This window comes from Hymenobacter sp. YC55, assembly GCF_029433095.1.
Taxonomy (GTDB): Bacteria; Bacteroidota; Bacteroidia; order Cytophagales; family Hymenobacteraceae; genus Hymenobacter.
Map to the genome: position 1 here is coordinate 1444203 of NZ_JARNTX010000002.1, position 21226 is coordinate 1465428.

General features: G+C 54.3%; 12 protein-coding genes. 3 read left to right on the forward strand and 9 right to left on the reverse strand.

Annotated elements, in window-relative coordinates; genetic code table 11:
• The first annotated feature begins 267 nt into the window (after positions 1-267).
• Positions 268-5598: an HYR domain-containing protein gene (locus tag P1X16_RS19300; RefSeq protein WP_277232404.1), complete on the forward strand. Its 5331-nt coding sequence runs from the start codon at positions 268-270 to the stop codon at positions 5596-5598.
• 135 nt (positions 5599-5733) lie between these two features.
• Here the strand turns inward: P1X16_RS19300 and P1X16_RS19305 are convergent, their stop codons facing one another.
• Both P1X16_RS19305 and P1X16_RS19310 read right to left on the reverse strand, forming a co-directional pair.
• Positions 5734-6141 carry a hypothetical protein gene (locus P1X16_RS19305; protein WP_277232407.1) on the reverse strand — a complete coding sequence of 136 codons (408 nt, stop codon included), beginning with the start codon at positions 6139-6141 and terminating at the stop codon, positions 5734-5736.
• Positions 6141-8216 carry a family 20 glycosylhydrolase gene (locus tag P1X16_RS19310; RefSeq protein ID WP_346771257.1) on the reverse strand — a complete coding sequence of 692 codons (2076 nt, stop codon included), beginning with the start codon at positions 8214-8216 and terminating at the stop codon, positions 6141-6143. Before P1X16_RS19310 ends, P1X16_RS19305 begins: the two co-directional genes overlap by 1 nt.
• A 399-nt stretch (positions 8217-8615) precedes the next feature.
• Here P1X16_RS19310 and P1X16_RS19315 point away from each other — a divergent pair, with 399 nt between their 5' ends.
• Positions 8616-10427 carry a hypothetical protein gene (locus P1X16_RS19315; RefSeq protein WP_277232413.1) on the forward strand — a complete coding sequence of 604 codons (1812 nt, stop codon included), beginning with the start codon at positions 8616-8618 and terminating at the stop codon, positions 10425-10427.
• A gap of 398 nt (positions 10428-10825) precedes the next feature.
• Here the strand turns inward: P1X16_RS19315 and P1X16_RS19320 are convergent, their stop codons facing one another.
• The 6 genes from P1X16_RS19320 to P1X16_RS19345 all read right to left on the reverse strand — a co-directional run bounded on the left by P1X16_RS19320 (position 10826) and on the right by P1X16_RS19345 (position 17884).
• Positions 10826-12181 (reverse strand): DUF58 domain-containing protein, encoded by a 1356-nt coding sequence (locus P1X16_RS19320; protein WP_277232415.1) that lies wholly within the window; start codon positions 12179-12181, stop codon positions 10826-10828.
• Between the two features lie 50 nt (positions 12182-12231).
• Complete coding sequence (locus P1X16_RS19325; RefSeq protein WP_277232417.1) at positions 12232-13392, reverse strand: MoxR family ATPase; 1161 nt, start codon at positions 13390-13392, stop codon at positions 12232-12234.
• Between the two features lie 166 nt (positions 13393-13558).
• Positions 13559-15019 carry a DUF4350 domain-containing protein gene (locus P1X16_RS19330; protein ID WP_277232419.1) on the reverse strand — a complete coding sequence of 487 codons (1461 nt, stop codon included), beginning with the start codon at positions 15017-15019 and terminating at the stop codon, positions 13559-13561.
• An 11-nt stretch (positions 15020-15030) separates the two neighbouring features.
• The gene (locus P1X16_RS19335; protein ID WP_277232422.1) at positions 15031-15795 is read right to left on the reverse strand and encodes a DUF4129 domain-containing protein; all 765 of its coding nucleotides are present in this window, start codon (positions 15793-15795) and stop codon (positions 15031-15033) included.
• A 93-nt stretch (positions 15796-15888) separates the two neighbouring features.
• Complete coding sequence (locus P1X16_RS19340; RefSeq protein WP_277232426.1) at positions 15889-16812, reverse strand: hypothetical protein; 924 nt, start codon at positions 16810-16812, stop codon at positions 15889-15891.
• Between the two features lie 100 nt (positions 16813-16912).
• A complete protein-coding gene (locus tag P1X16_RS19345; protein WP_277232431.1) occupies positions 16913-17884 on the reverse strand; it encodes a stage II sporulation protein M in 972 nt (323 codons plus the stop codon).
• Between the two features lie 251 nt (positions 17885-18135).
• On the opposite strand from P1X16_RS19345, the gene P1X16_RS19350 reads away from it, so the two are divergent.
• Complete coding sequence (locus tag P1X16_RS19350) at positions 18136-18858, forward strand: RDD family protein (protein ID WP_277232434.1); 723 nt, start codon at positions 18136-18138, stop codon at positions 18856-18858.
• Positions 18859-18941: 83 nt separating this feature from the next.
• Here P1X16_RS19350 and P1X16_RS19355 read toward each other — a convergent pair whose 3' ends face one another.
• Positions 18942-20975, reverse strand: a complete 2034-nt coding sequence (locus P1X16_RS19355) for a DUF4394 domain-containing protein (protein ID WP_277232438.1) — start codon at positions 20973-20975, stop codon at positions 18942-18944.
• Positions 20976-21226: the final 251 nt, after the last annotated feature.

The following is a 21226-nucleotide window of genomic DNA, read 5'->3' on the forward strand; positions in this document are numbered from 1 at the left end:
GTAAAAAAATGTAGTAACACGCATAGCTTCGTGTATATAATCTTAATCAGATTTTAATGGATTTCTGTAAGCAGTAGCTTCTCTTAACAAGTTGAAGTAGAGCGAGCTGCTGCCGAGGTTATATAATGACTATCTACAAGTGTAGCCTGCATTTATGAAGCGTGATACACCTGTAGTAACCCAATTACACACGTCTTAGCTGTCTGTGCCCATTAAGGTGAGGGGCATGATTCTCACCTACTGCTTTCACTCACTATTCTCCCACCTATGCATCAGAACTTTACTCGGCTCTTACTGCTGATAGGGTGCCTGCTCACCCTATTGCCCCGAAGTTACGGGCAGCAACTCACTACTCCTACCGTAACACTTTCCTCATCGTGCGCGGGAGGAAATATTACAGTTTCCTTTGCCGCTTCAGGCTCCTTTGGTAATGGTACTAAGTTTGTCACTCAGCTTTCAAACAACAGCGGTAGCTTCACTAGCCCCACTGAACTTAGTGTTGTTAATGGGGCAGCGGGTCCCTACGCTATTGCCACTAGTCTGCCCACCACATTAGTATCCGGTACCGGCTACCTGATTCGAGTAGTGACCAGGATGGGCAATACTACAGGAGCAACTACAAGTCCAAACAGTGTCCCCTTAACGTTCAATGCTCTTCCTACCGCTACGCTTAGCGGCACTAGCAGCATCTGCTCGGGTGGTTCAGCTACGCTTAGCGTAGCTCTGACGGGTAAGGCTCCCTGGTCGGTTACCTATACCAATGGCACTACGCAGCAAACCATAAACAACATCAGCACCTCGTCATACACGTTCACAGTTAGGCCAACAGCTAGCAGCACTACGTACAGTCTAACGTCGGTATCGGATGCTGGCTGTACTGGCACAGTAACGGGCACCGCCACTATCACGGTACGAGCCACACCCACCGCCACGCTGAGTGGGGGTGGACCTGTTTGTTTGGGTGGTTCGGCTACGCTCAGGGTGGCCCTCACGGGTACCGCCCCCTGGTCGGTAACGTACACGAATGGCACTACGCTAACAACCGTAACGGATATTACAGCTTCACCGGTTAGCTTGCCGGTAAGGCCCACGGCCACTAGTACGTACAGCCTAACAGCTGTATCGGATGCCAACTGTCCTGGTACTGGCTCGGGTACGGCAACTGTAACCATCAACACGCCCCCAGTAGTGACGGTGCCAGCCAATATCAGCGTTGGCAACGATGCTAATCAGTGCGGTGCTTCTGTCTCTTTCGCTGCCACTGCTACCGGAGCGCCTACACCGGGGGTGGTGTATAGCGTAAATGGAGCAGTTATTACGTCTCCCTATGTATTTCCAATTGGAACTACTGCAGTAACGGCAAGGGCGACGAATTCCTGTGGTACTGATGAAAAAACCTTTACCGTACAGGTAACAGATACCCAGCGGCCAGCCATTGTAGCTCCAGCTGCTGTCGTGTTAAGTGCAGACGCAGGCTCGTGCGGACGGCTGCTTAGCACAGCCAGCTTAGGCACGGCTACCGCCACCGATAATTGTGCAGGGGTACTTATCAGCAACGACGCGCCCACCAGCTTCCCATTGGGCGCCACTACCGTTACTTGGACAGCCACGGATGCAGCCGGACTAACCGCTACTGCCACGCAAGTTGTGACCGTCACCGATAATCAAAATCCGACGATTACGGCCCCTGCTGCCGTAGCCGTAACTACCGATGCCGGAGCGTGCGCCGCAACCGGCGTAAATCTCGGCAACCCTGTAACCGCCGACAATTGCAGCGTGGCTAGTGTTAGCAGCGACGCTCCCACTAGCTTCCCGCTAGGATCCACCACAGTAGTCTGGACGGTGACGGATGGCAGCGGCAACACCGCTACGGCCAGTCAGACTGTGACTGTCACGGACACGCAAAAGCCTGCTATTACGGCTCCGGCGGCCGTAACAGGTAGCACCGACAGCAACAGCTGCGAGGCAACTAGAGTGAGCCTTGGCACACCCGTAACGGCGGATAACTGCACCGTAGCTTCCGTGGGGAGCAACGCCCCGGCTAGTTTTCCTATAGGTACTACAACCGTTGTCTGGACGGTGACGGATGGCAGCGGTAATACAGCCACGGCTTCGCAAATCGTAACGGTAACTGACAATCAAAACCCAACGATTACAGCCCCCGCCGCCGTGGCGGCCTTTACGGACTTGAACAGTTGCACGGCCAGCGGAGTAGTGCTAGGCACGCCAGTTACGGCCGACAACTGCACCGTAGCTAGCATCACCAACAACGCCCCCGCGAACTTCGCGCTGGGCAGCACCACGGTAATCTGGACAGTAACGGACGGCGCCGGCAACACGGCCACCGCCAGCCAGACCGTAACCATTACCGACAATCAAGCCCCTACAATTACAGCGCCCGCTGCTAAAAAGCTGACGGTGGATGCTGGTGCGTGTGCAGCTACAGGCGTGAGCTTGGGCGTGCCGGTTACGGCTGACAATTGCACGGTAGCCAGCGTTACGAGCGACGCACCAACTAGCTTCCCCCTAGGCTCGACTACGGTCACCTGGACGGTAACCGATGCAGCCGGACATACGGCTACGGCTACGCAAACTGTAACCGTTACGGACAACGAGAAACCAACGATTACGGCTCCGGCTGCCGTAGCCGTCAGCGCCGACGGCAACAGCTGTCTGGCTACAAGTGTGAGCCTTGGTACGCCAGTGACGGCCGATAACTGCACGGTAGCTTCGGTAAGCAACAATGCTCCCGTCAATTTTCCACTAGGTGCCACGACGGTTGTCTGGACGGTGACGGACGGTAGCGGCAACACCGCTACGGCTAGCCAGACGGTAACGGTAACTGACGACCAAAATCCGACGATTACAGCGCCTGCTGCTGTAGCGGTAACAACCGACTTGAACAGCTGCGCAGCTACCAATGTAACGTTGGGCAGCCCTGTAACCGCTGATAATTGCAGCGTGGCTAGTGTCAGCAGCAATGCACCGGGCAGCTTCCCACTGGGCTCGACCATCGTTACGTGGACGGTACGGGATGGTAGTGGCAACGTGGCCACAGCCACACAAACCGTAACCGTAACTGATAAGCAGAAGCCTACTATTTCGGCGCCTGTAGCCGTAACGAAAGCGGCCGATACCGACAACTGCACCGCAGCAATTGGTGCATGGCTAGGTACCGCTACGGCCGCCGACAATTGCACGGGGCTAGTAGTGACGAACGACGCGCCAGCTACCTTTCCCAAAGGCACCACCACCGTTATCTGGACGGCAACCGATGGCAGCGGCAATACAGCTACCGCTTCCCAAACCGTAACGGTAGTTGACACGCAAAAGCCGGTATTCAGCTATAAGCCAGCCAACCTAGCTGTTGGCACCGATGCCGGCACGTGCTCGGCCACGCTAACGTTGGTATTGCCTGTTGCCACTGACAACTGCACGGACGCAACCGTATCGGGTGTTCGGAGTGATAATCTGGCCCTGTCAGCGGCCTTCCCGAAGGGCACCACCACCATCACTTGGACGGCAACGGATGCGGCTTCGAATACCACTTCCTACGTGCAAAGCATCACCGTAACCGACAACGAAGCTCCAGTGGCCCGGACTCGGCCAGCTACAGTGCAGTTGGACGGCCAAGGCCAAGCAAGTTTGTCGGCAGCGGCAATCAACAACGGTAGCTCGGATAACTGCGGTATCTCGTCGATGACGGTGAGCCCAAGCAGCTTCACCTGTGCCCAACTAGGACCACAAACTGTTGTACTGACGGTAACGGATGCGCAAGGCAACAGCCACACGGCTTCGGCTACCGTAACGGTGCAGGATACGCAGGCACCCACCATTACTGCTCCGGCCAACATCAGCACTGTGGTTGATTTAAACCAGACAACGGCTACCAACGTGGCCCTGGGAAGTGCCGTTGCGCTTGACAACTGTAGCACGAGTGTTTCCAACAATGCTCCGGCTGCATTCCCGCTGGGCGTAACCACCGTTACCTGGACGGCCACCGATGCGGCTGGCAATAAGACCACCGCCACCCAAACCGTAACCGTAGCGAAGCGTCCTACCGCCTTAGCTAACCTTACCCGGTCTGCGGTGCAGTACTCGGATACACTGACGCTGAAAGCACGCCTGACCGACCTAGCCACCAAGACTGGTTTGAGCGGTAAAACCATCACCTTCACAGTGAACGGCACCGCTGTGGGTACCGCCAGCACCAATGCCAACGGGGTAGCCCTTTACACCTGGACGGCCAGCAGCGCGCCGGGTTCTTATACCAGCCAAGCTGCCTACGCGGCCGGGCCAGAGTTCTTGGGTAGCAGCGCCGGCAGTACCTTCAGCGTAAACAAAGAAGATGCCCGCGTCACATATACAGGCGGCTTGTTCGCTTCCACGGCCAGCATCTCGTCTAGCACGGCTACTGTTACGCTCAGCGCTACCGTCCGCGACATTACGGCCATGTCGGCTACAGGAGGAAGTGCCAACTATGATGCCGCGTACGACGGCTTTGCTGGTGATATTCGCAATGCAACCGTTACGTTCAAAGTGTACGACGATGTGAGTGCAGCTCCCGTAGCTACGCTGCCCGCTACGCTCGGCTTAGCAACCCCCGGCGACTTCAAGACGGGCACGGCCACAGCCACCTGGACGCCTAACATTGGCACCAGTGATTCCAAGCAGTACACCGTGCGCGTTGTGGTTGATGGCTACTACCTGCGCAACAGCACCGCCGATGACCCAGTGGTAACTATCTCCAAACCTCTCAACGATTTCGTTACGGGCGGCGGCTACCTCGTGCTGGCACAATCGGCCGGGTTCAAAGCGGGCACTGCAGCTACCAAAAACAACTTTGGCTTCAACATTAAGTACAATAAGAGCGGCAAGAACCTGCAAGGCTCGGTTAATATATTGGTGCGTCGGTTCGAGCAGTCAGACAATACCTTGCACGTGTACCAGGTAAAGGGCAACGTGATGCAGACGCTGTCGGTGCAGCCTAGCACGGCTACTACTGGTCAGGCGGTGTTTGGAGGCAAAGCCAGCATCCAAGACATCACCAACCCGTTGCTGCCTATCCCAATAGGAGGTAACGCAACGCTCCAGTTGAATATGACCGACGATGGCGAGCCTGGCTCTGCCGACCAGATTGGTATCACTGTCTGGGATGGTAGCAGCAACCTCTGGTTTGCCAGCGAGTGGAACGGCAGTCAGACTGTACAGAAAACGCTGGCTGGGGGCAACCTTGTCATCCGGGGCGGTGCGTTCAGCACCCTCGCTACTACTACACGCACCAGCAGCATAGAAGCCGAGACAAGCACTCCGTTAGCTGTAAGTGGCTCGGCGATTCAGCCACTGTTCGAAGCCTATCCGAACCCCTTTGCTGAGCAAACTATGTTGCGCTTCCGGTCCACTGAATCGGGACGGATGAAGCTCCAGGTGTACAACGCCGTCGGCAGCTTGGTAACCACAGTATTTGATGGCCCAACTAGTGCTGGCCAGCAATACACGGTGCCACTCAACGGTCGTGAGCTGCCAGTGGGTATCTACTTCTGCCGGCTTATTGGGGGCGGAAAGGTAGAGCAGCTACGTGTGGTTCTAAGTAAATAATGTAGACCGCACCCCTGTTTGAATGCATACTAAAAAGACCCTGCAGCCTAGGCTGCAGGGTCTTTTTAGTATGCATAAGCAGTGAAGTAGAGTAACAGTTATGTACTGCCGTTAAAGGTCAGTGCCAAGGCAGCTTTAAGAAGGTTCGACTTTCTTCAAGGCCGAAAAGCCATTGGGTAACAAGCTGAAAAGCTGAAACTCGAAATCCACTAGATCTTCCTCTACTACAGGTGTGAGCTGTAGCCCTAGCACAGTCAACTGAGTATAAGCCTCCTCACGGCTGAAGCTGGCCTCTCCATGATGCTCGTCAATAGTCAAGAGAAAGTCCCCGAACTGCTGCTCCATCTCAACTCCTTCAACGCGGTTCATGAGGGTTAACGACAGGTTGCTATCCCTATTCTGCTTGCTTTGTTGCCATAGTTGGTGAACCACAGGCGTGTTTACTGAGCTACCAACAATCCATACTGGATGATTAACTGACAAGGCAACAACCTTCTCACCAAACAACAAATCGAGCACCAGGAAAATATGCCGTCGATGCATTACAGCAGGCTTTGTTGCAGCAACTTCCGCATGGCAGGTAGTACGGCTAACTCTGCTTGTCCAGCGGGTGCTTTGGCGGCGTCTAGTTGCTTTTGGGCGGCAGCTAACCAAGTTGGGCTGGGTGCCTGCCCACTTTCCAGTTGCTGCAACCGTTCCAGGCCCAAGGTAGCAAGCTGGCGGAGTTGGGTTGAAAGCGGAGCGTATTCAAGCAGGGTAGGGGAGGAAGTGAATAAAGGCTGCAGCCGTGCATCATTTGCTTCCCAGAGCTTGAGTTGGTCGCGCACAGCAGTTTGTGCATCGCGCGTGGCAGCTTCTTTGAGTGAAGATTTATTGGCAGGAGCGTAACGGGAAAGCAGAAAACTCACTTTCTCCTGGAACTGTCTGGCTACGTCAGATTCAGCCGGAGCGGCATCTACCAGGCGGTTCAGGGGCGTCTGGGGCGTGTACGTGAAGCCTTGGAAATGGCGCTTGTATTCCTTCACCGGCTCCAGCACCTCCGCCAGCGTGCGCAACGGCACCCGATACGTAGGACCGCCCATCTGCGACAGAAGCTGCATGGGTGCCTTACGGTGCTGCAAGCCTAATCCCGCCAATTGGGTCGAAACGGCTGCCAAGCGGCGGTACATATCCGGTACGTCCTGGGTGGCCGCGGCCGGCGACCAAAGCCGTTCGGCAACGGCGGCGGTGCGAGGCCAAATCCGCGAGTCCATTACCACACTGTCGGCAAACTCCGCCCACATAGTAGCTTCACCACCTAAAATCAGCTTTTGTTGATCGGGCGTTAAGGGGGTATCGGCTGGCAACGGGTCGTTGGCGTAGTAGGTGGCAGCCGTAAAGTTCAGGTCAATGTAGTAGCCATTAGAAAGGATGGCACTGTGTCCCGCTAGGACCGCATCGTTAAGACCTTTTTTGCCTCGCCAGCTTTGAATGACGGCATTCTGAGGCAGGCCAGGGCCCAGGATTTCGTCCCAGCCGACCATCTTCTTGTTGTACTTCGTGACAATAGCTAGCACTCGGCGGTTAAAGTAGGTTTGCAGTTGGTGCTTATCCAGCGTTTTGCCATCGGCCTTTAGCATACCATTTGCCTTGGCATACTCCATGATGCGCGGACTGCGCCGCCATTGTCGGCCGTCGTTTTCGTCGCCTCCTATATGAAAATAAGGGTCAGGAAATAGGGCCGTCATTTCCTTGAACAGGGTATCAAGCAGGACGTAAGTGCTTTCTTTGGTTGGGTCCATAGCCACATTGGCCGTCCGCCAACTCTGGTACACGGTGTATATCGAATCGTTGGAAGCCAATTGAGGATAGGCCGCAATCCAGGCAATGGTATGGCTAGGCACGTCGAATTCTGGTAACACGCGAATACCACGGGCCGCAGCGTAAGCCAGCACCTCGCGCACTTGTGCCTGCGTGTAGTATTGTCCGCTAATCTCATGCAAACGCGGCAGCGCCTTGCTTTCCACCCGAAACCCTTGGTCATCGGAGAGGTGCCAATGCAGCACGTTCAGCTTCACGGCGGCCATAGCATCTAAGTTGCGCTTGATGAGTGACACCGGCATAAAATGCCGCGATGCGTCAATCAATAGACCCCGCCACGGAAAGCGGGGCTGATCCTGAATGTCGACCTCTGGTAGCTCACTGTGGCGTCCGGAAGTTTGGGGAAGCTGCTCAAGCGTTGCAAGTGCCCGCAGCACACCCAAGCTTGTAGGGGCGTCGATGGAGATACCCATTGGCGTTACGCGCAAGCTATACCGTTCCTCGTCAAAAGCTTCTGGTCGCCCTACTTTGCCATACCTAATTTGGAGAGGTACCACATTCGTGCCTACCGGCCACGCACTGCCGTCGCGGTGCAGCCGAAACAAGGTGCGCACCACGGCCGCTGCCGTAGCGGTATCAGTAGGTCCCTGTATCCGCGGACGCAAGTACGTTTTCCAGCTTAAGCTACCTGCTCCCCATCTCACTGAAGTTGGTACAGGAAGCAGGTTGCGAGATGCCGGAGCATTCTGTGCTAGCAATGGCATTGCAGCACCCGCACTCCAAAACAAAAACAGAACAACAAGAACTCGGCTGAACATAGGCAATACAAGTATCGAAAGGCAGCGGAAGATACGGGAGCAACCACATCAAAAGCCAAGCAGTGCATCATTCGTGCCGAGTAGCTCCCGACTAGGCCCAAGCTTCATCTAGTTAAGCAGCAACGAACAGGCAGCGTTAATAAAATTCAAAAACCAACAAGCAAGCTCTCGCCTGACGCATGCTCCTTAAAATGGTTTAGCTGCAGTGAAGACTCCAGCTGATCGAGTGTTCCTCATCAGTAGTGGCATCTGCTAGCCAACCACAAATATGACAGCCTAGATAGGGCAAGCCAACCGGCCACACTTTAATCGACTAGTTGGTCCGACACTTAACTTTCCCCAATTTGCAGCCCATCAATACGGCTATTCAGGTAAGGTTCTGGTGTTTTCTTCTAGTTTATGAGTTCTCCTTCCCAGATAGTTAGCTGGTTTTGCACAGTGTTGTTGGTGACTATGACTTGGTGGTATTACCCGCCACCTCAGGCTTGGCCTACGTCGCCGGTGCTGAACTGGGATGCTGCGGGCTACTATCTCTACTTGCCAGCCATATTCGTGCACCACGATTTGCGCGAGCTGAATTTCCGTGACCAGCTTCTCAAAGAATACGCGCCTACCCCAAGTTTCTATCAGGCGTTTCGGCATGAAGGCAGTGGAAACTTCGTGATGAAGTACCCGGCAGGGTTAGCCTTACAAGAACTACCTTCTTTCTTGGTAGCTCATGCCTTGGCTAAGCCATTGGGCTTTCCAGCCGACGGGTTTTCGCCGCCTTATCAGTTGGCCGTTAAGCTGGCGAGCTTGCTGGTTTCGGTACTGAGTTTCTGGCTGGTACGTCGGGCACTGCTTCCCCGGTTTGGCGAGTGGCCCACGGCAATCACCTTGCTTATTCTGCTGCTCGGTACCAATTACATTGTGTACAGTGGTGCTGGCCACGCAGGCATGACGCACAGCTGGCTGTTTGGCTGGTATGCGGTGTTGTTGCTGCTTACGCCTTCGTTCTACGCTCGCCCGAGCTTCGTGAAAGCAGTAAGCATTGGTGCCGTGATTGGCCTGATGACGCTGACTCGCCCTACCGAAATTCTGGCTGTATTGCTTCCTATGCTTTGGGGCTTGAACCCAACCGGTGTGGCTTTGCGCAAGCGGCTAGCCTTCTGGCAGCGGCAATGGCGCCTGCTACTTGGGGCCGTGCTAGCAGGCGGGGTACTGGTATCAATTCAGCCTCTGTATTGGCACTACGCCAGCGGCGACTGGATAGTGTACAGCTACCAGGAGCAAGGTTTCAACTGGGTGAAACCGCATTTATGGGACGGTATTTTCAGTTTCCGTAGTGGCTGGCTGATGTACTCGCCGCTAATGCTAACGGCGCTGGTTGGGTTTCAACCGTTGCGCCGTCAGCAACCAGAGGCCTTCTGGTCCATACTCGTGTTCACTGTGCTGTTTATATACGTCACGTTTGCCTGGAACGAATGGACGTACGGCGGCGGCCTAGGGCAGCGAGCTATGATTGAAAGTTACGCGGTGCTGGCTTGGCCCATGGCTGCGGCTCTGCGCTGGCTGTTGGCGCGTCCGCGTTGGGCCGCCGCCTACGGAGTTGTGGCAATAGTAGGCTGTGCGTACGGGTACTGGCTTACGCAGATGTCGATACCGGGTGGCCAAGGCGGGTTGTTGGCGGCCGGCGAAATGACTCGGGCGTATCTGTGGCGTATTTTGTTTCGCTACCAAGTGCCGTCCGAAACCGTGCTGCTACTCGACAGCAATGCCGAGTTTACGGGTACGGCTCGCAACACGCGCGTGCTGTGGCAGCAGGATTTCGAGCAGCCTGCTCCCGGTATCTGTGGTACACCGGCTTTGCTAGGCAACTGCTCGTTGGCGCTGGATTCAACGCACCGCCAGAGCACTGAATGGGTGATTCCGGCTCGTCCGGGCCAGTTTGAGTGGCTGCGGGCTTACGCCGACGCCCGCGCCGACCAGAAAGAATGGGACCTGAACCGCATGACCCAATACGTAGTACGGTTTCGGCGCGGCAACGACATTGTGAAGGCGCGTACTATTCGTTTCCAACGCGTCTTGGAGCCCGCTTGGCCACGGACCTTGTACTTCGATGTGCGTCCGCCCAAAGAGGAGTTCGACAGCATATCAATCACCTTTCTTTACTACGGTACCACCGCCAACCTGCTCCTGGACAACGCCCGATTAGAGGCATTCGACGACTGAGCTTTGTGAGAGGCATCTTGCTGTTAATGTATCTTCTCTAGCAAAATGAAATTAGTCGAATCAGGCTCTAACCACTGACTAGCTAAGTAGGCGTACTCGCCTCGATAGTACTCTAGATAGATGTTGGTAGAAGGATCTGCTATGTGTTGTTTAACTTCTAGCTTCCAAAAGGAATAGCACTTGTCATGGCTAATCCATTCTAATCTTCTACCAATAGCAGCAACTACAAAAGCAGTAGGATGCAATTCAATAATGCCTTTTATGTCAGCTTGTGTAAGATACGGGCCTCTTGTTGCGGGAATTTGCCCTTGATCTGACCAAATAGTCTTCAAGGGAAGACAAGTAACTACTTTGCTTGAATAGTGCACTGGCAATTAAAAGCCTCCTTCTTACTAGTTCTAAATCAAGCCCCGGGCCTTAAATTCTAGGTACTTGTTGATTGTATCTACCGTTAGGTTTTGTGGGGCCGTAAGCAGGGAATGAATACCGTAGCGGTTCAGTTCCCGCACAATTTGACGTTTCTCTTGAGCGAATTTTTCAGCAATAGTCTGATTATAGACATCCTGGGTGGTTTCGGCCGGTGCATCCAGAAACTCCCGCAATTCGGTGTTCTCGAAGAATACCACCAGCAGCAAGTGGTCTTTGGCGAAGCGGCGCAAGTAGGGCAACTGACGCTGCATTCCGCTCAGTGTTTCGAAGTTGGTGAACAGAATAAGCAGGCTGCGTTGCCGGATGTTGGTTTTGACGGTAATATACAGCCGCTCGTAGTCGGTTTCGAGGTATTTGGTGCGCTGGCGGTACAAGACCTCAAGTAGCTTACCCATGTGCCCGCCCCGGCGGTCGGCGGCTAGCATGGTGCCGGGTTGGTGCGAAAATGTCAGCAAACCTGCCTTATCGTGTTTGAGAATGGCAATGTTGCTTACCACAAGTGTGGCATTAATGGCGTAGTCGAGCAAGCTCAAACCGTTAAACGGCATGCGCATCACCCGGCCTTTGTCGATGAGGCAGTACACCTGCTGGGCACGTTCGTCCTGGTAATGGTTCACTACCAACGCTTCGGCCGCCTGGCCAGTAGTGGCGCGGCGGGCCGTGGCTTTCCAGTTGATGCTGCGCGGGTCGTCGCCGGCCACGTAGGGACGAATCTGCTCGAATTCTAGACTATGACCTACTCGGCGGATACGCTTCACACCCACTTCGGTCAGGCGGTTGCTGATGGCCAGCAGCTCGTACTGTCGCATCTGCAAAAACGAGGGGTATACTGGCACCGTCCGGCTATCATCGAACCGAAACCGCCGCCGCACCAAGCCTAGGGGCGAGGCTACGTAGACGTTTACGGCTCCAAATTCGTACTCGCCGCGCTTCACGGGGCGGAGCTGGTAGCGAATAACAGTGGTTTCGCCCGCCTTTATTGCTGTCCGAAACAGCACGTCGCGCCGCTGAAACTGATGTGGAATCTCGTCTATTGTTTCGGTATGAATTGGAAACCGGTAATAGTTTTCTAGGTAGATAGTAATGTCGTTTTCTGAGCCGTTGGCCAGTTTTTCGCCCATCACCCGGCGCCCAAAAACGTGTCCGGCCTCGCCACGGGCTGGTGCATACAGCAGGCCTGCATCCAAGGCGGTTAGAGCCACAAGTAACCCAAGCCCCAACTGCACCGGGGCCAACCAGCCTGGTAGAAAAAACGCCACTACCAACCCCACAACCAGGGTCGTCAGTGCGAAAAAGAAGCGGCGGGTAAGGAAGAAAGATTTCATCGGTTCAGTAAAGCCCTACTGTTCATGCGACGTCAACGCAATGACAGTGCCTAGCGTGGTACCTCGATTTGCTGCAGAATCTGCTTCACAATATCGTCGGCGGTGCTGCCCTCCATTTCGCGCTCGGGCGTGAGCTGAATGCGGTGGCGCAGCACAGGCGAGGCCAAATACTGCACGTCTTCGGGCGTGACGAAGTCGCGGCCGCGAAGGGCAGCAAGGGCTTTGGCACCATTGAGCAGGGCCAACGAGGCCCGGGGCGAAGCGCCTAGGTAAAGCCCTTTGTGGACGCGCGTCTGCCCAACGAGACGGGCAATGTATTCCAACAGCTTAGGCTCTACGTGTTGCCGACGCACTTGCTCGCGTAAGCCTCGCAAATCATCGGCCGTCAGAACGGCGCGCACTGCATCCAGCGGCGTGCCCCCAAAACCCGCGTGGTGCCCTTGCAAGATGCTTACTTCTTCTTCCACGCTTGGATACCCCACGTTCAGCTTGAACAGGAACCGGTCGAGCTGGGCCTCGGGTAAGCGGTAAGTGCCTTCCTGCTCGATGGGGTTCTGCGTGGCCAGCACCACAAATGGATCGGGTACGGTGTAGCGGGTGCCATCCTGCGTTACTTGACGTTCCTCCATCACCTCAAACAGCGCCGACTGCGTTTTGGCGGGGGCGCGGTTTATTTCGTCGATGAGCACAATGCTGGCGAAGATAGGACCAGGGCGAAACTCGAAATCCGCTTTGTTAGGCCGGAAAACGGACGTGCCCAACACGTCGGAAGGCATCAGATCCGGCGTGAATTGCAGGCGGCTAAAGGGCACATCTAGCGTGCGAGCCAGCAGCTTGGCCGTAAGGGTTTTGGCCACGCCAGGTACTCCTTCAAGCAGCACGTGCCCATCGGCTAAGATGGCGGTGAGCAGTAGCTCGGCTAAGGCTTGCTGCCCCACAATCACCTTGCTCAACTCCTGCCGGATAGCGTCAGCATGGCGGCTTAGGTGGCTTAGATTGGTGCGCGAAGCAAAAGCTGTTGAATCAGACGTCTCGGTTGATGGCACGTTTTCTTGGCCTTCCACTCCGGCGCTGGATAGGCTTTCTAAGCTGGTCTCCGCCATTGATTCTGAAGAAGTGGTTGTAGTAGTTGGCTGAATTTCTCCACTTGAATCAGCGTGCAGAGGCGTTGCATCCGAAGATTCGCCTGGGGTATTGAATGTGTTTTCCATTAGAAGCAAGAAGAAATTTCGGAGTAAGGGATGAAATAAGAGAGTTGAAATAATATCATATAGTTTGCTTAATTAAGCTGCTATTTATGCCTATTGGTAGGTGTTAGGCGTTTACTTGGAATAGTTATAAAGCAAAAAAGTTAAATTTAGGTAGATAGTGCAATAATTATGATGCCGCTTTTCGGAAGTCATTTAGGGCTCTATTTAATGCTAGCAAATCTGCGTCGGAAACTTGAGGTGCAGTAAGCAAAAAGTTGATGCGTCTAACTAAGGCGTCGACATCAGCGCGAGGAATGCCAGTTTTCTGCGCTAGCCGCTCCCGGGCGGCATCGTCGTTCAGGTCCAGACTTGGTTCGTGAAGGCGAGTGCGCAGATGCTCTAAAAACAGTTGGATTTTCTTTTCCGCAATAGCGCCATGGCTATTGCCTTGCCGATACAGGCTCGCCACCGTGCGCGTAAATAGCAGCGTCGTATTGGGCAGCGGCTTAAGAATAGGAATGACGCGCTGCCGACGACGAGCCTCAAACAGAACAAACAACAGTGCCCCTAGTAAGCTCAAGTACAAGGCCCGGCGCAATGCGTCATGCGCTAGCAGCACCCGCAGCAACGATTGTTCGCCTTGGCGCCCTTGCTTCTGGTATTCGTCCCACCACACTGTGCGGCCAGTCGGCAAATAGGAAAGGGAAGCGAAAGCGAAGTTGCCGGTCTTGGGCTGCAGGGCGAAGTAATTGGTGAAAGCCAGCGGAACGGTGCATAAGTAGAGGTGGCCGCGGCCGTGCGGTACGCGTACCAGCACGGCTCGGCCAGCCGTGTCAGCCGCTAATTGGGTGGCTGCCATGCCGCTGTCGGGCAGCAGACGATAAGAAGCTCCCAACGCAGGCAGTCGAAACTCATTGCCTGCCGCACGGGCTAGCCGAGGGTTGCTAAGCAGCAGGCGCACCGAATCGACTAAGGTGGTACTGGCCGTAGCTTTTCCTTTCCGTGGACGTAACCGCGGCACAAACGCAGCGGTACGGAACCCAATAGTATCCGTGAAATGACGGTCGAATTGCTCGGCGGCAATAAATACATCGTTGCCGCGGGCTACGTGGCGCAGCAAGGCTCGGCAGTCGGAAGCACTCAACTCGAAGGCATCATCCACAAAAACGTAAGTGGCTTTCGGATATCCTGCTTCTGCTAGTCCTGCCTCGTAGTCTTCATCATCGGAAGTGGTGCCGGCTGTATCTACAGCAGCTACTTTCGGTTCAGCAGAAGTAGAGGCAGTTTCATTGCTAGCGGTAGTCGTGTCGCTAAAAGCCGATTCTTCTGATTCATCATCGGAGTATTCCTCAGTGGTTGAATCGGAGGCTACAGTCACAGCAGCCGTATCGACAACAAGGTCGGTATCGGGCTCATCCTCACCTTCAATTTGGTTGTAGATGGGCACTCGAATAGTCCGAACTTCGCGCTTTTCTACGCCCATAATGTCGGGCAGCAGGTCGTAGAGCACGTAGGTGCCGTAAGGAATCTTGTCTTTGTTTTGAAAGGTTGGGGTCCAGTCGAGAGGTTTGGGGCGGTAGTACTCCACGGCCACGTAAGCCCCAAACAGCAGCACCAATCCCAACACATACCAGCGGAACGTTGTCATAGAAGTGAAGATCAGGCAGCGCGGCGGGGACTAGCCAGAAGTTGCTGGAAGGCTTCGCGCGTAGCGCGAGCTTGCGCGTAGTGCGTGGGCGTCAGGTCGTCGTGTTCCCCGTACCATACGTAGTCGAACTGCCGGGTTAGCTCCCGAAAAGCGGTGGCTAGCGGGCCAGCAGGCAGTTCGTAGAGATAGTCGTGGTTGGTTTTGTCGGGTTGCCACCGGATAAGTCCTTGGTCGGCGAGCTGCTTGAGTACTTCCAGATAACCAAGGCGCACCGCCAGACGATAGTTGCCAGTAGCTTCCGCCTCCTGAAGTAGCGTTTGAAAATCAAGCGCATGAATATCCTCTGACTCGGTGTCGTAAGACAGCGGGGCACGCTGGGGCGCGCGGCCGAAGGCACGGGTTATATCCACTTGCATCAGCTTCAACACCACGAATACGAAGGCCAGGATAAGCGCAGCGTAAATACCGTATTCCCAAAGCACCTTGCCAGGGCGGGTTTCTAGCAATTCGGCTACCCAGCGCCAAAACCGCATCCACAGCATATCCCAGGCACTCAATTCACTTTTCACGGTCACGTACTGAAAGTCGCGCTGCTCCCGGAAAGAACGCAGCCGCTCGGCTTGTGGGGCTCGGAGTATTACGTTGCTGGTTTGGTCGGGGGGTAAAGGGCGCGGCGGAGCCGCAGCATTGCGCGCTGGTTGAGCCAGGAGTGGTTGGGCGCTCAATAGCAGCACCAAAGCCAGAACCCGAACCAAGCAACAAAAAAGAGTACGCACAGAATAGAAGGAGTAAAAAGACAGTGGAAGCACCCGGAAAACACAGATGTAATCTACTTGGAACTAGGTGCTCATAGCTTGCAGTGGCACACCTTAGTATTCGCCTTCGTCGTCGGGACGGAAGGTGCTGTTGTACGCTACTGGAGCCCTGCCGCTGCCGAGGCTAGCTACAAGGTTGCGCATACCCAATCCTTCTTTCTTCTCTACGAGGTTGAAGTACTGAAACAGCAACGCCACGTAGAGCATCGAGTAAAGTAGCATTTGTCCCACAGAGGCCAGCATACTACTAGCCACCATCAGCACATCTGAAGAGACAAAGCTCCAGTGTAGCACCTTGGCGACAATGCTAAGCATGTAGGGAACCTGAAAAATCGCGGCTACCAAGCCTAAAATGATGGACATGATAAAGAGCAGCCCGAAGGTGGACCACCAGTATCCTTTTACTAAGTAGATGCTACGGCTTATTGCTTGGCTTACGGTAATGTTTTCTAGTACCTGAATTGCCCAAACAAAGCTTAAGCCGATAGCCAGGTATATACCCGGAATAACTAGAAGTAGGCACCCTAAGGCAATTAGAATACCCATAGCCAGAGTAGACAGAAACATGCGTAGCGCAAAGCGGCTGATTTGCTCACCCACTAAGCGAGGTGTTACTTCTTGTTCGGGAGGCAGTGCCATGCGCACCAGCACATATCCATACACCGTAGCCCCAAGCAGTATTGAACTGATAACAGAGCTTAAAATTCCTAACCAGTAGTAAGGGCTAGAAAATTGATTGCTGAAATCCTGCATACGCTTGGCCGAGCCAACAGCATCTGTTGGCGTAGCGCCAAGCAGTTGGTTTTGGGATACTCCCATGGCTAGTCCCATCAGCAATGCTGCTGGTATCACGAAGTAAGTCAAACACTTGCCTAAAGGCCGCCAATGAGCGCCTATAAACTCGAAGGCCGCCCCAATCTTGGCGCCGAAATCACGCTCTTGGCGAAAGTCTTCTTCCTTGGTAAATTTTAATTGCATAGGTGCACTAAGGTTATGAAATGGTTTTATCTACTATTTCAAATAAGCTCCTTAAGATAGGAGACAAGATGATTTGCCTAACGGGCTACTAGCCAATAGGCTAGCCTAGGAGCCCAGGCGCAGTCGGAACGGGCAAGCGGCGGCTTAGGTACCGGGGGTACAAGATGAAATACCAGACAATAAAACTCGCTGATAGCCCAATAATAGTTAAGCTAAGCGCCATGGGCATTTCAGTGTGTCGTGTCACGAAGCCTTCCAGAAAACCGGCTACCATGAAGATGGGCACCAACCCAATAGCCAGCTTCAGACCGTCGCGGGCGGCTTGCCGGAAAGCGGCGGCGCGGGAGTAGGTACCGGGAAACAGCATGCCGCGCGCCATCACAAAACCCGCGCCTCCGGCTAGCACAATGGCCGATATTTCCAGCGTGCCATGTATCCAGATGGTGAGCAGGGAAGGTAGCAACACCCCTTTCTGGTAGAAAAAGTATTGAAACGAACCCAGCATCAGGCCATTGCGAAACAACGCCCACACCGTTCCTAGCCCAAGCGTAGCGCCCATAGCATAGGCTACCAGCGAAACGTAAATGTTGTTGACGGTGATGAGCAAAAACATCGGCGTCTCGCTCGTGCCCTTGTACACGGCCATTGGGTCGCCCTTCTCGATGTTTTCCAGTGTTTTGTTTACGTAGGTGTCGCCGAGCACTACGCGCACAAACGAATCGTCGTAGGCTGCGGATAGGGCGCCTAGCAGCGTAAACACGGTAAAGAGCAGCAGCGACCAAGCCAGCGGGGTATGATGACGCGCTACGAGCAGCGGCAACTCGCGCACCCAGAACTCTTTGAAGCGACTGGTATGCTCGGTTTTGTTTTTGTAGAGGACTTGGTGCTGTTTGGCCGTTAGGTCGTTGAGGTAGCGTGTGGTGGGCGAATTAGGATAAAAGGTCTGGGCATAGGCCAAGTCGTCGGTCAGGGTTACAAACCGGGCGGCTAGCTCGTCGGGAGTAGTAGCGGCCGACGTTTCGTATTGCTTCCATCGGGCCTCGTTTTGCCGCAGAAATACCGCTTCACGCATAAATTGATTGATAAGTGTTGCTGGCTGATTGTTGTTGGGCGGTAATGGTAGAAGAAATGGTTTGTCGGAGAGTTATTACTCGGCCAACAAGCAGCTAGTATCTACCACCAATTAACAAGCAACAATTGGCTAGCAACCTTTAATTTGCAGATAAGTCAGATCAACGAAGATTAGCAAATTTTCCGGCTCCGCTTCATTCTTTTCAACTATTAATTCCGGCGCTTACACGTCGTCGCTCGCTGTTTATTGTTATGAGTACAATTCGCGTTCAAACAACCCAGAATGTGTCGCTGGAATATGAGGTAGCCAGCGTTGGTGAACGAATTCTGGCTGCCATTATCGACAACCTGATTCTCATTGCCTGGATTGTCGCCTGGGTTCTGCTCTTCAGCTCCCTGCAACTACAGGGCGACACGCGGCTCGTGATTCTCGTGTTGTTAGTAGGTCTGCCCGTCGTGTTCTACCATTTGGTATGCGAGGTGTTTTTCAACGGACAAAGCCTGGGCAAGAAGGCACGGCATATCAAGGTCATCCGGCTAGATGGTACGCAGCCTAGCCTCGGCGACTACCTGCTGCGATGGGTGCTGCGCATCGTTGACACGGGCTTTATGAGTGGGCTAATAGCCGTTATCGTGGTGGCGTCCAACGGGCGGGGCCAGCGCCTCGGCGACTTGGCCGCTGGCACCTCAGTCGTTAGCACCCGGCCGCGGCAAAGCGTCGGCCCACTAGCTCCCGTCATGACCTCCGACGACTACGTAGTGGTTTTCCCGCAGGCGGCTCAACTCGCCGACCACGATGTGGCTACTATTCGCCAATTGGTTTCCAAAGGCTTAGAGCACAAGAACTATCTGCTGCTCAACGAAGTGGCAAACAAAGTGAAAGACTTGACGGGTGTTCACACCGAATTGCCCGATGAGGCCTTTCTGCGCACCATCCTGCGTGACCACGCCCACCTGGCCGCCATGCAAGGCTAAGCAAAACGGTTGAAGCAGCACGTAAAACAGAAAAGGCCAGTCCATCATGGACCGGCCTTTTCTGTTGCTTTGAAATTAGGTTTCTACTCCGTTAGCACACCTTGGCGAGTGCCAGCAGATTGGCCGTCGAAGCTGAGACGGAAGAAGTAGATACCAGCGGCTTGGCCTTTACGGTTCCACTCAACCGACTGCTGACCGGCTGCGCGTTGGCCTGCATCTACAGTATCAACCGTGCGCCCGAGTGCGTCCGTCACCGTCAGCTCCACATGAGCAGCGCGTGGCAAGCCGAAGGTTATGCGGGCAGCACCGGCCAGCGGGTTAGGGTAAAGCGACAAACCAGTTGCCAGCTCCGTCTTGCGATTCGAGTTTACCACACCAGTCGGTATAGCTATGGCAATGTCACGGGCTGCTACACCGTTGCCGACGGGACCTACTAGCGTTGCTGCTCCCGTGGTGAGGTCTACAGTGTATAGAGCCGTATTTGGCGAGGCGCCGGTATTAGCTACCAGGTAGGCGGTGTTGGCGCCCGCCATCGTACTGAAAATATCCAGGTCAACGTTGGGAGTAGTAGTATTAATGGTAATACCCGAAGTACCTACGGCGGTTAGCTGACCATCAGTGCCTGCCATGATGTTGGTGCTCTGCGTGTTGAGCTGGTTGAGCGCCTCGTCGTAGTTGTAAAGGGTTGTTGCTGTGGTGTTATTGAAGCTATTGGTGTACGCTACCGCTCCAATGCTAGGCGTGTTGGTACTGTTGGGGTAAGCCACCTGAGCATCAGTGGCAGCCAAAACCGCAGCAGCGTTAGTAGGGTTGAGGCGGTAGTTGTTGCGGTTAGCGCCTACCACCCGAATCCGGTCGGCAACGGGGTTGAAGTCGAACCCGACGCTACCATTACCTAATTCCAGGCGAATGGCCGATCCAAAAGCCGTGGCGGCTCCAGTTGTCGAGTTAATCAGATAAAGCTGTGCATTAGCGGCGGGACTGGCTACCGTGGCATCGTAACCCAATGCATACAGCGTGTTGGTACTCGGCCGAATGTCGAGGCCAACCAGCGTTTGCGTAGTGGGCGTGCCAGTGGGGAGTGTAACTCCCAACGAGGTGCGAATTAGGCTAGGCTGGGCCGTGTCAAACGTAATCAGGTTGGTGCCAGCTAATGCATACGCTAGCTGGCCGGTTAGAGCGGGTAACGTGGCGGGACGAACTATTTGTACGGCAATGTCACGCACATCTATCAAGCCGCCTCCAATTGCTCCCACCGAGGTGGTGGCTGCTGTTACCAGGTCTAAGGTGTAGAGTGTGGCGCTATAGCCAGAAAATCCAGCTACGGAGGTAGAAAGATAGGCGGTGTTGGCGCCGCTGGTAGCGTTGTAATAGATGTCGAAGTCCGTGTTCTGACCAGTACCCGTAGTAGAAGTAGGGATGGTGCCGACCGTGTTCAGCGTTCCGTTGTTCGGCGGATTTTGCGTTAGTAAGCGGCTAACTGTTTCGTCGATATCATAGAGTACAGTAGCTGTGCTGCCAATGTAGGAATTGGTGTAAGCTACCGCGCCTACGCCCGGCGTAGCGCCAGCATTTGCGTCAGTGGTGGCATACGCCAGATTGACATCGGTAGCCGCAATAGCGCCGTTGTTAGGGTTGAGGCGGTAGTTGTTGCGAGTGGTTGTGTTGCCGGCTGTAACGGACGTAGAGCTTACTACCCGAATGCGGTCCACAGTGGGGTTGAAGTCGAACCCAATGCGGGCCGACGCATCCCCGAGCTCTAGCCGAATGGCGGGGGCTACGCTGGTGGCCAGGCCCGTTGCCAAGTCAAGGGTGTAAAGCTGCGCGTTGGCGCCGGTGGTGGTAGCGTCGTAGCCCATAGCAAAGAGCTGGCCCGTGTTTGGACGGAAATCCATGCCGACGATGGTTTGCCCTGGTGTAGTACCCGTGATAGGTAGCGTGCTTAGAACCGTGCCGGGCGCCGTAGCACTAAAAGATACTAGTGTGTTGGCAGCAGCAGTCCCGCTGAGGCCATAAATAGTTTGTGCAGCAGTCGGCAGCGCAACAACGCCAGCTAGTAAGGTACCAAGGGCTACGCCTTTGCAGGCGCTAGTCCAGCGAGTAAAGTTTGCAAGCATGAGATTAAGATGTAAAAAGGAGAAATAGAGCTTGGTTTAAGGTGAACGGTACTACTTACGATTATATAGACTCAGCAGATTGTAAGAAAATGGATTTTAATTATAAATTAATCTCTATAATATCATTAAATCATTGATATGGACTTGCTTATACATTGGGTGGATTGATTTTATTTTCATAAATCCCGAATTGCCATGAGCTTTTTGCTGGCTGCAGAACGCAAAAAAGAGCTGTTCCTCTCGGAACAGCT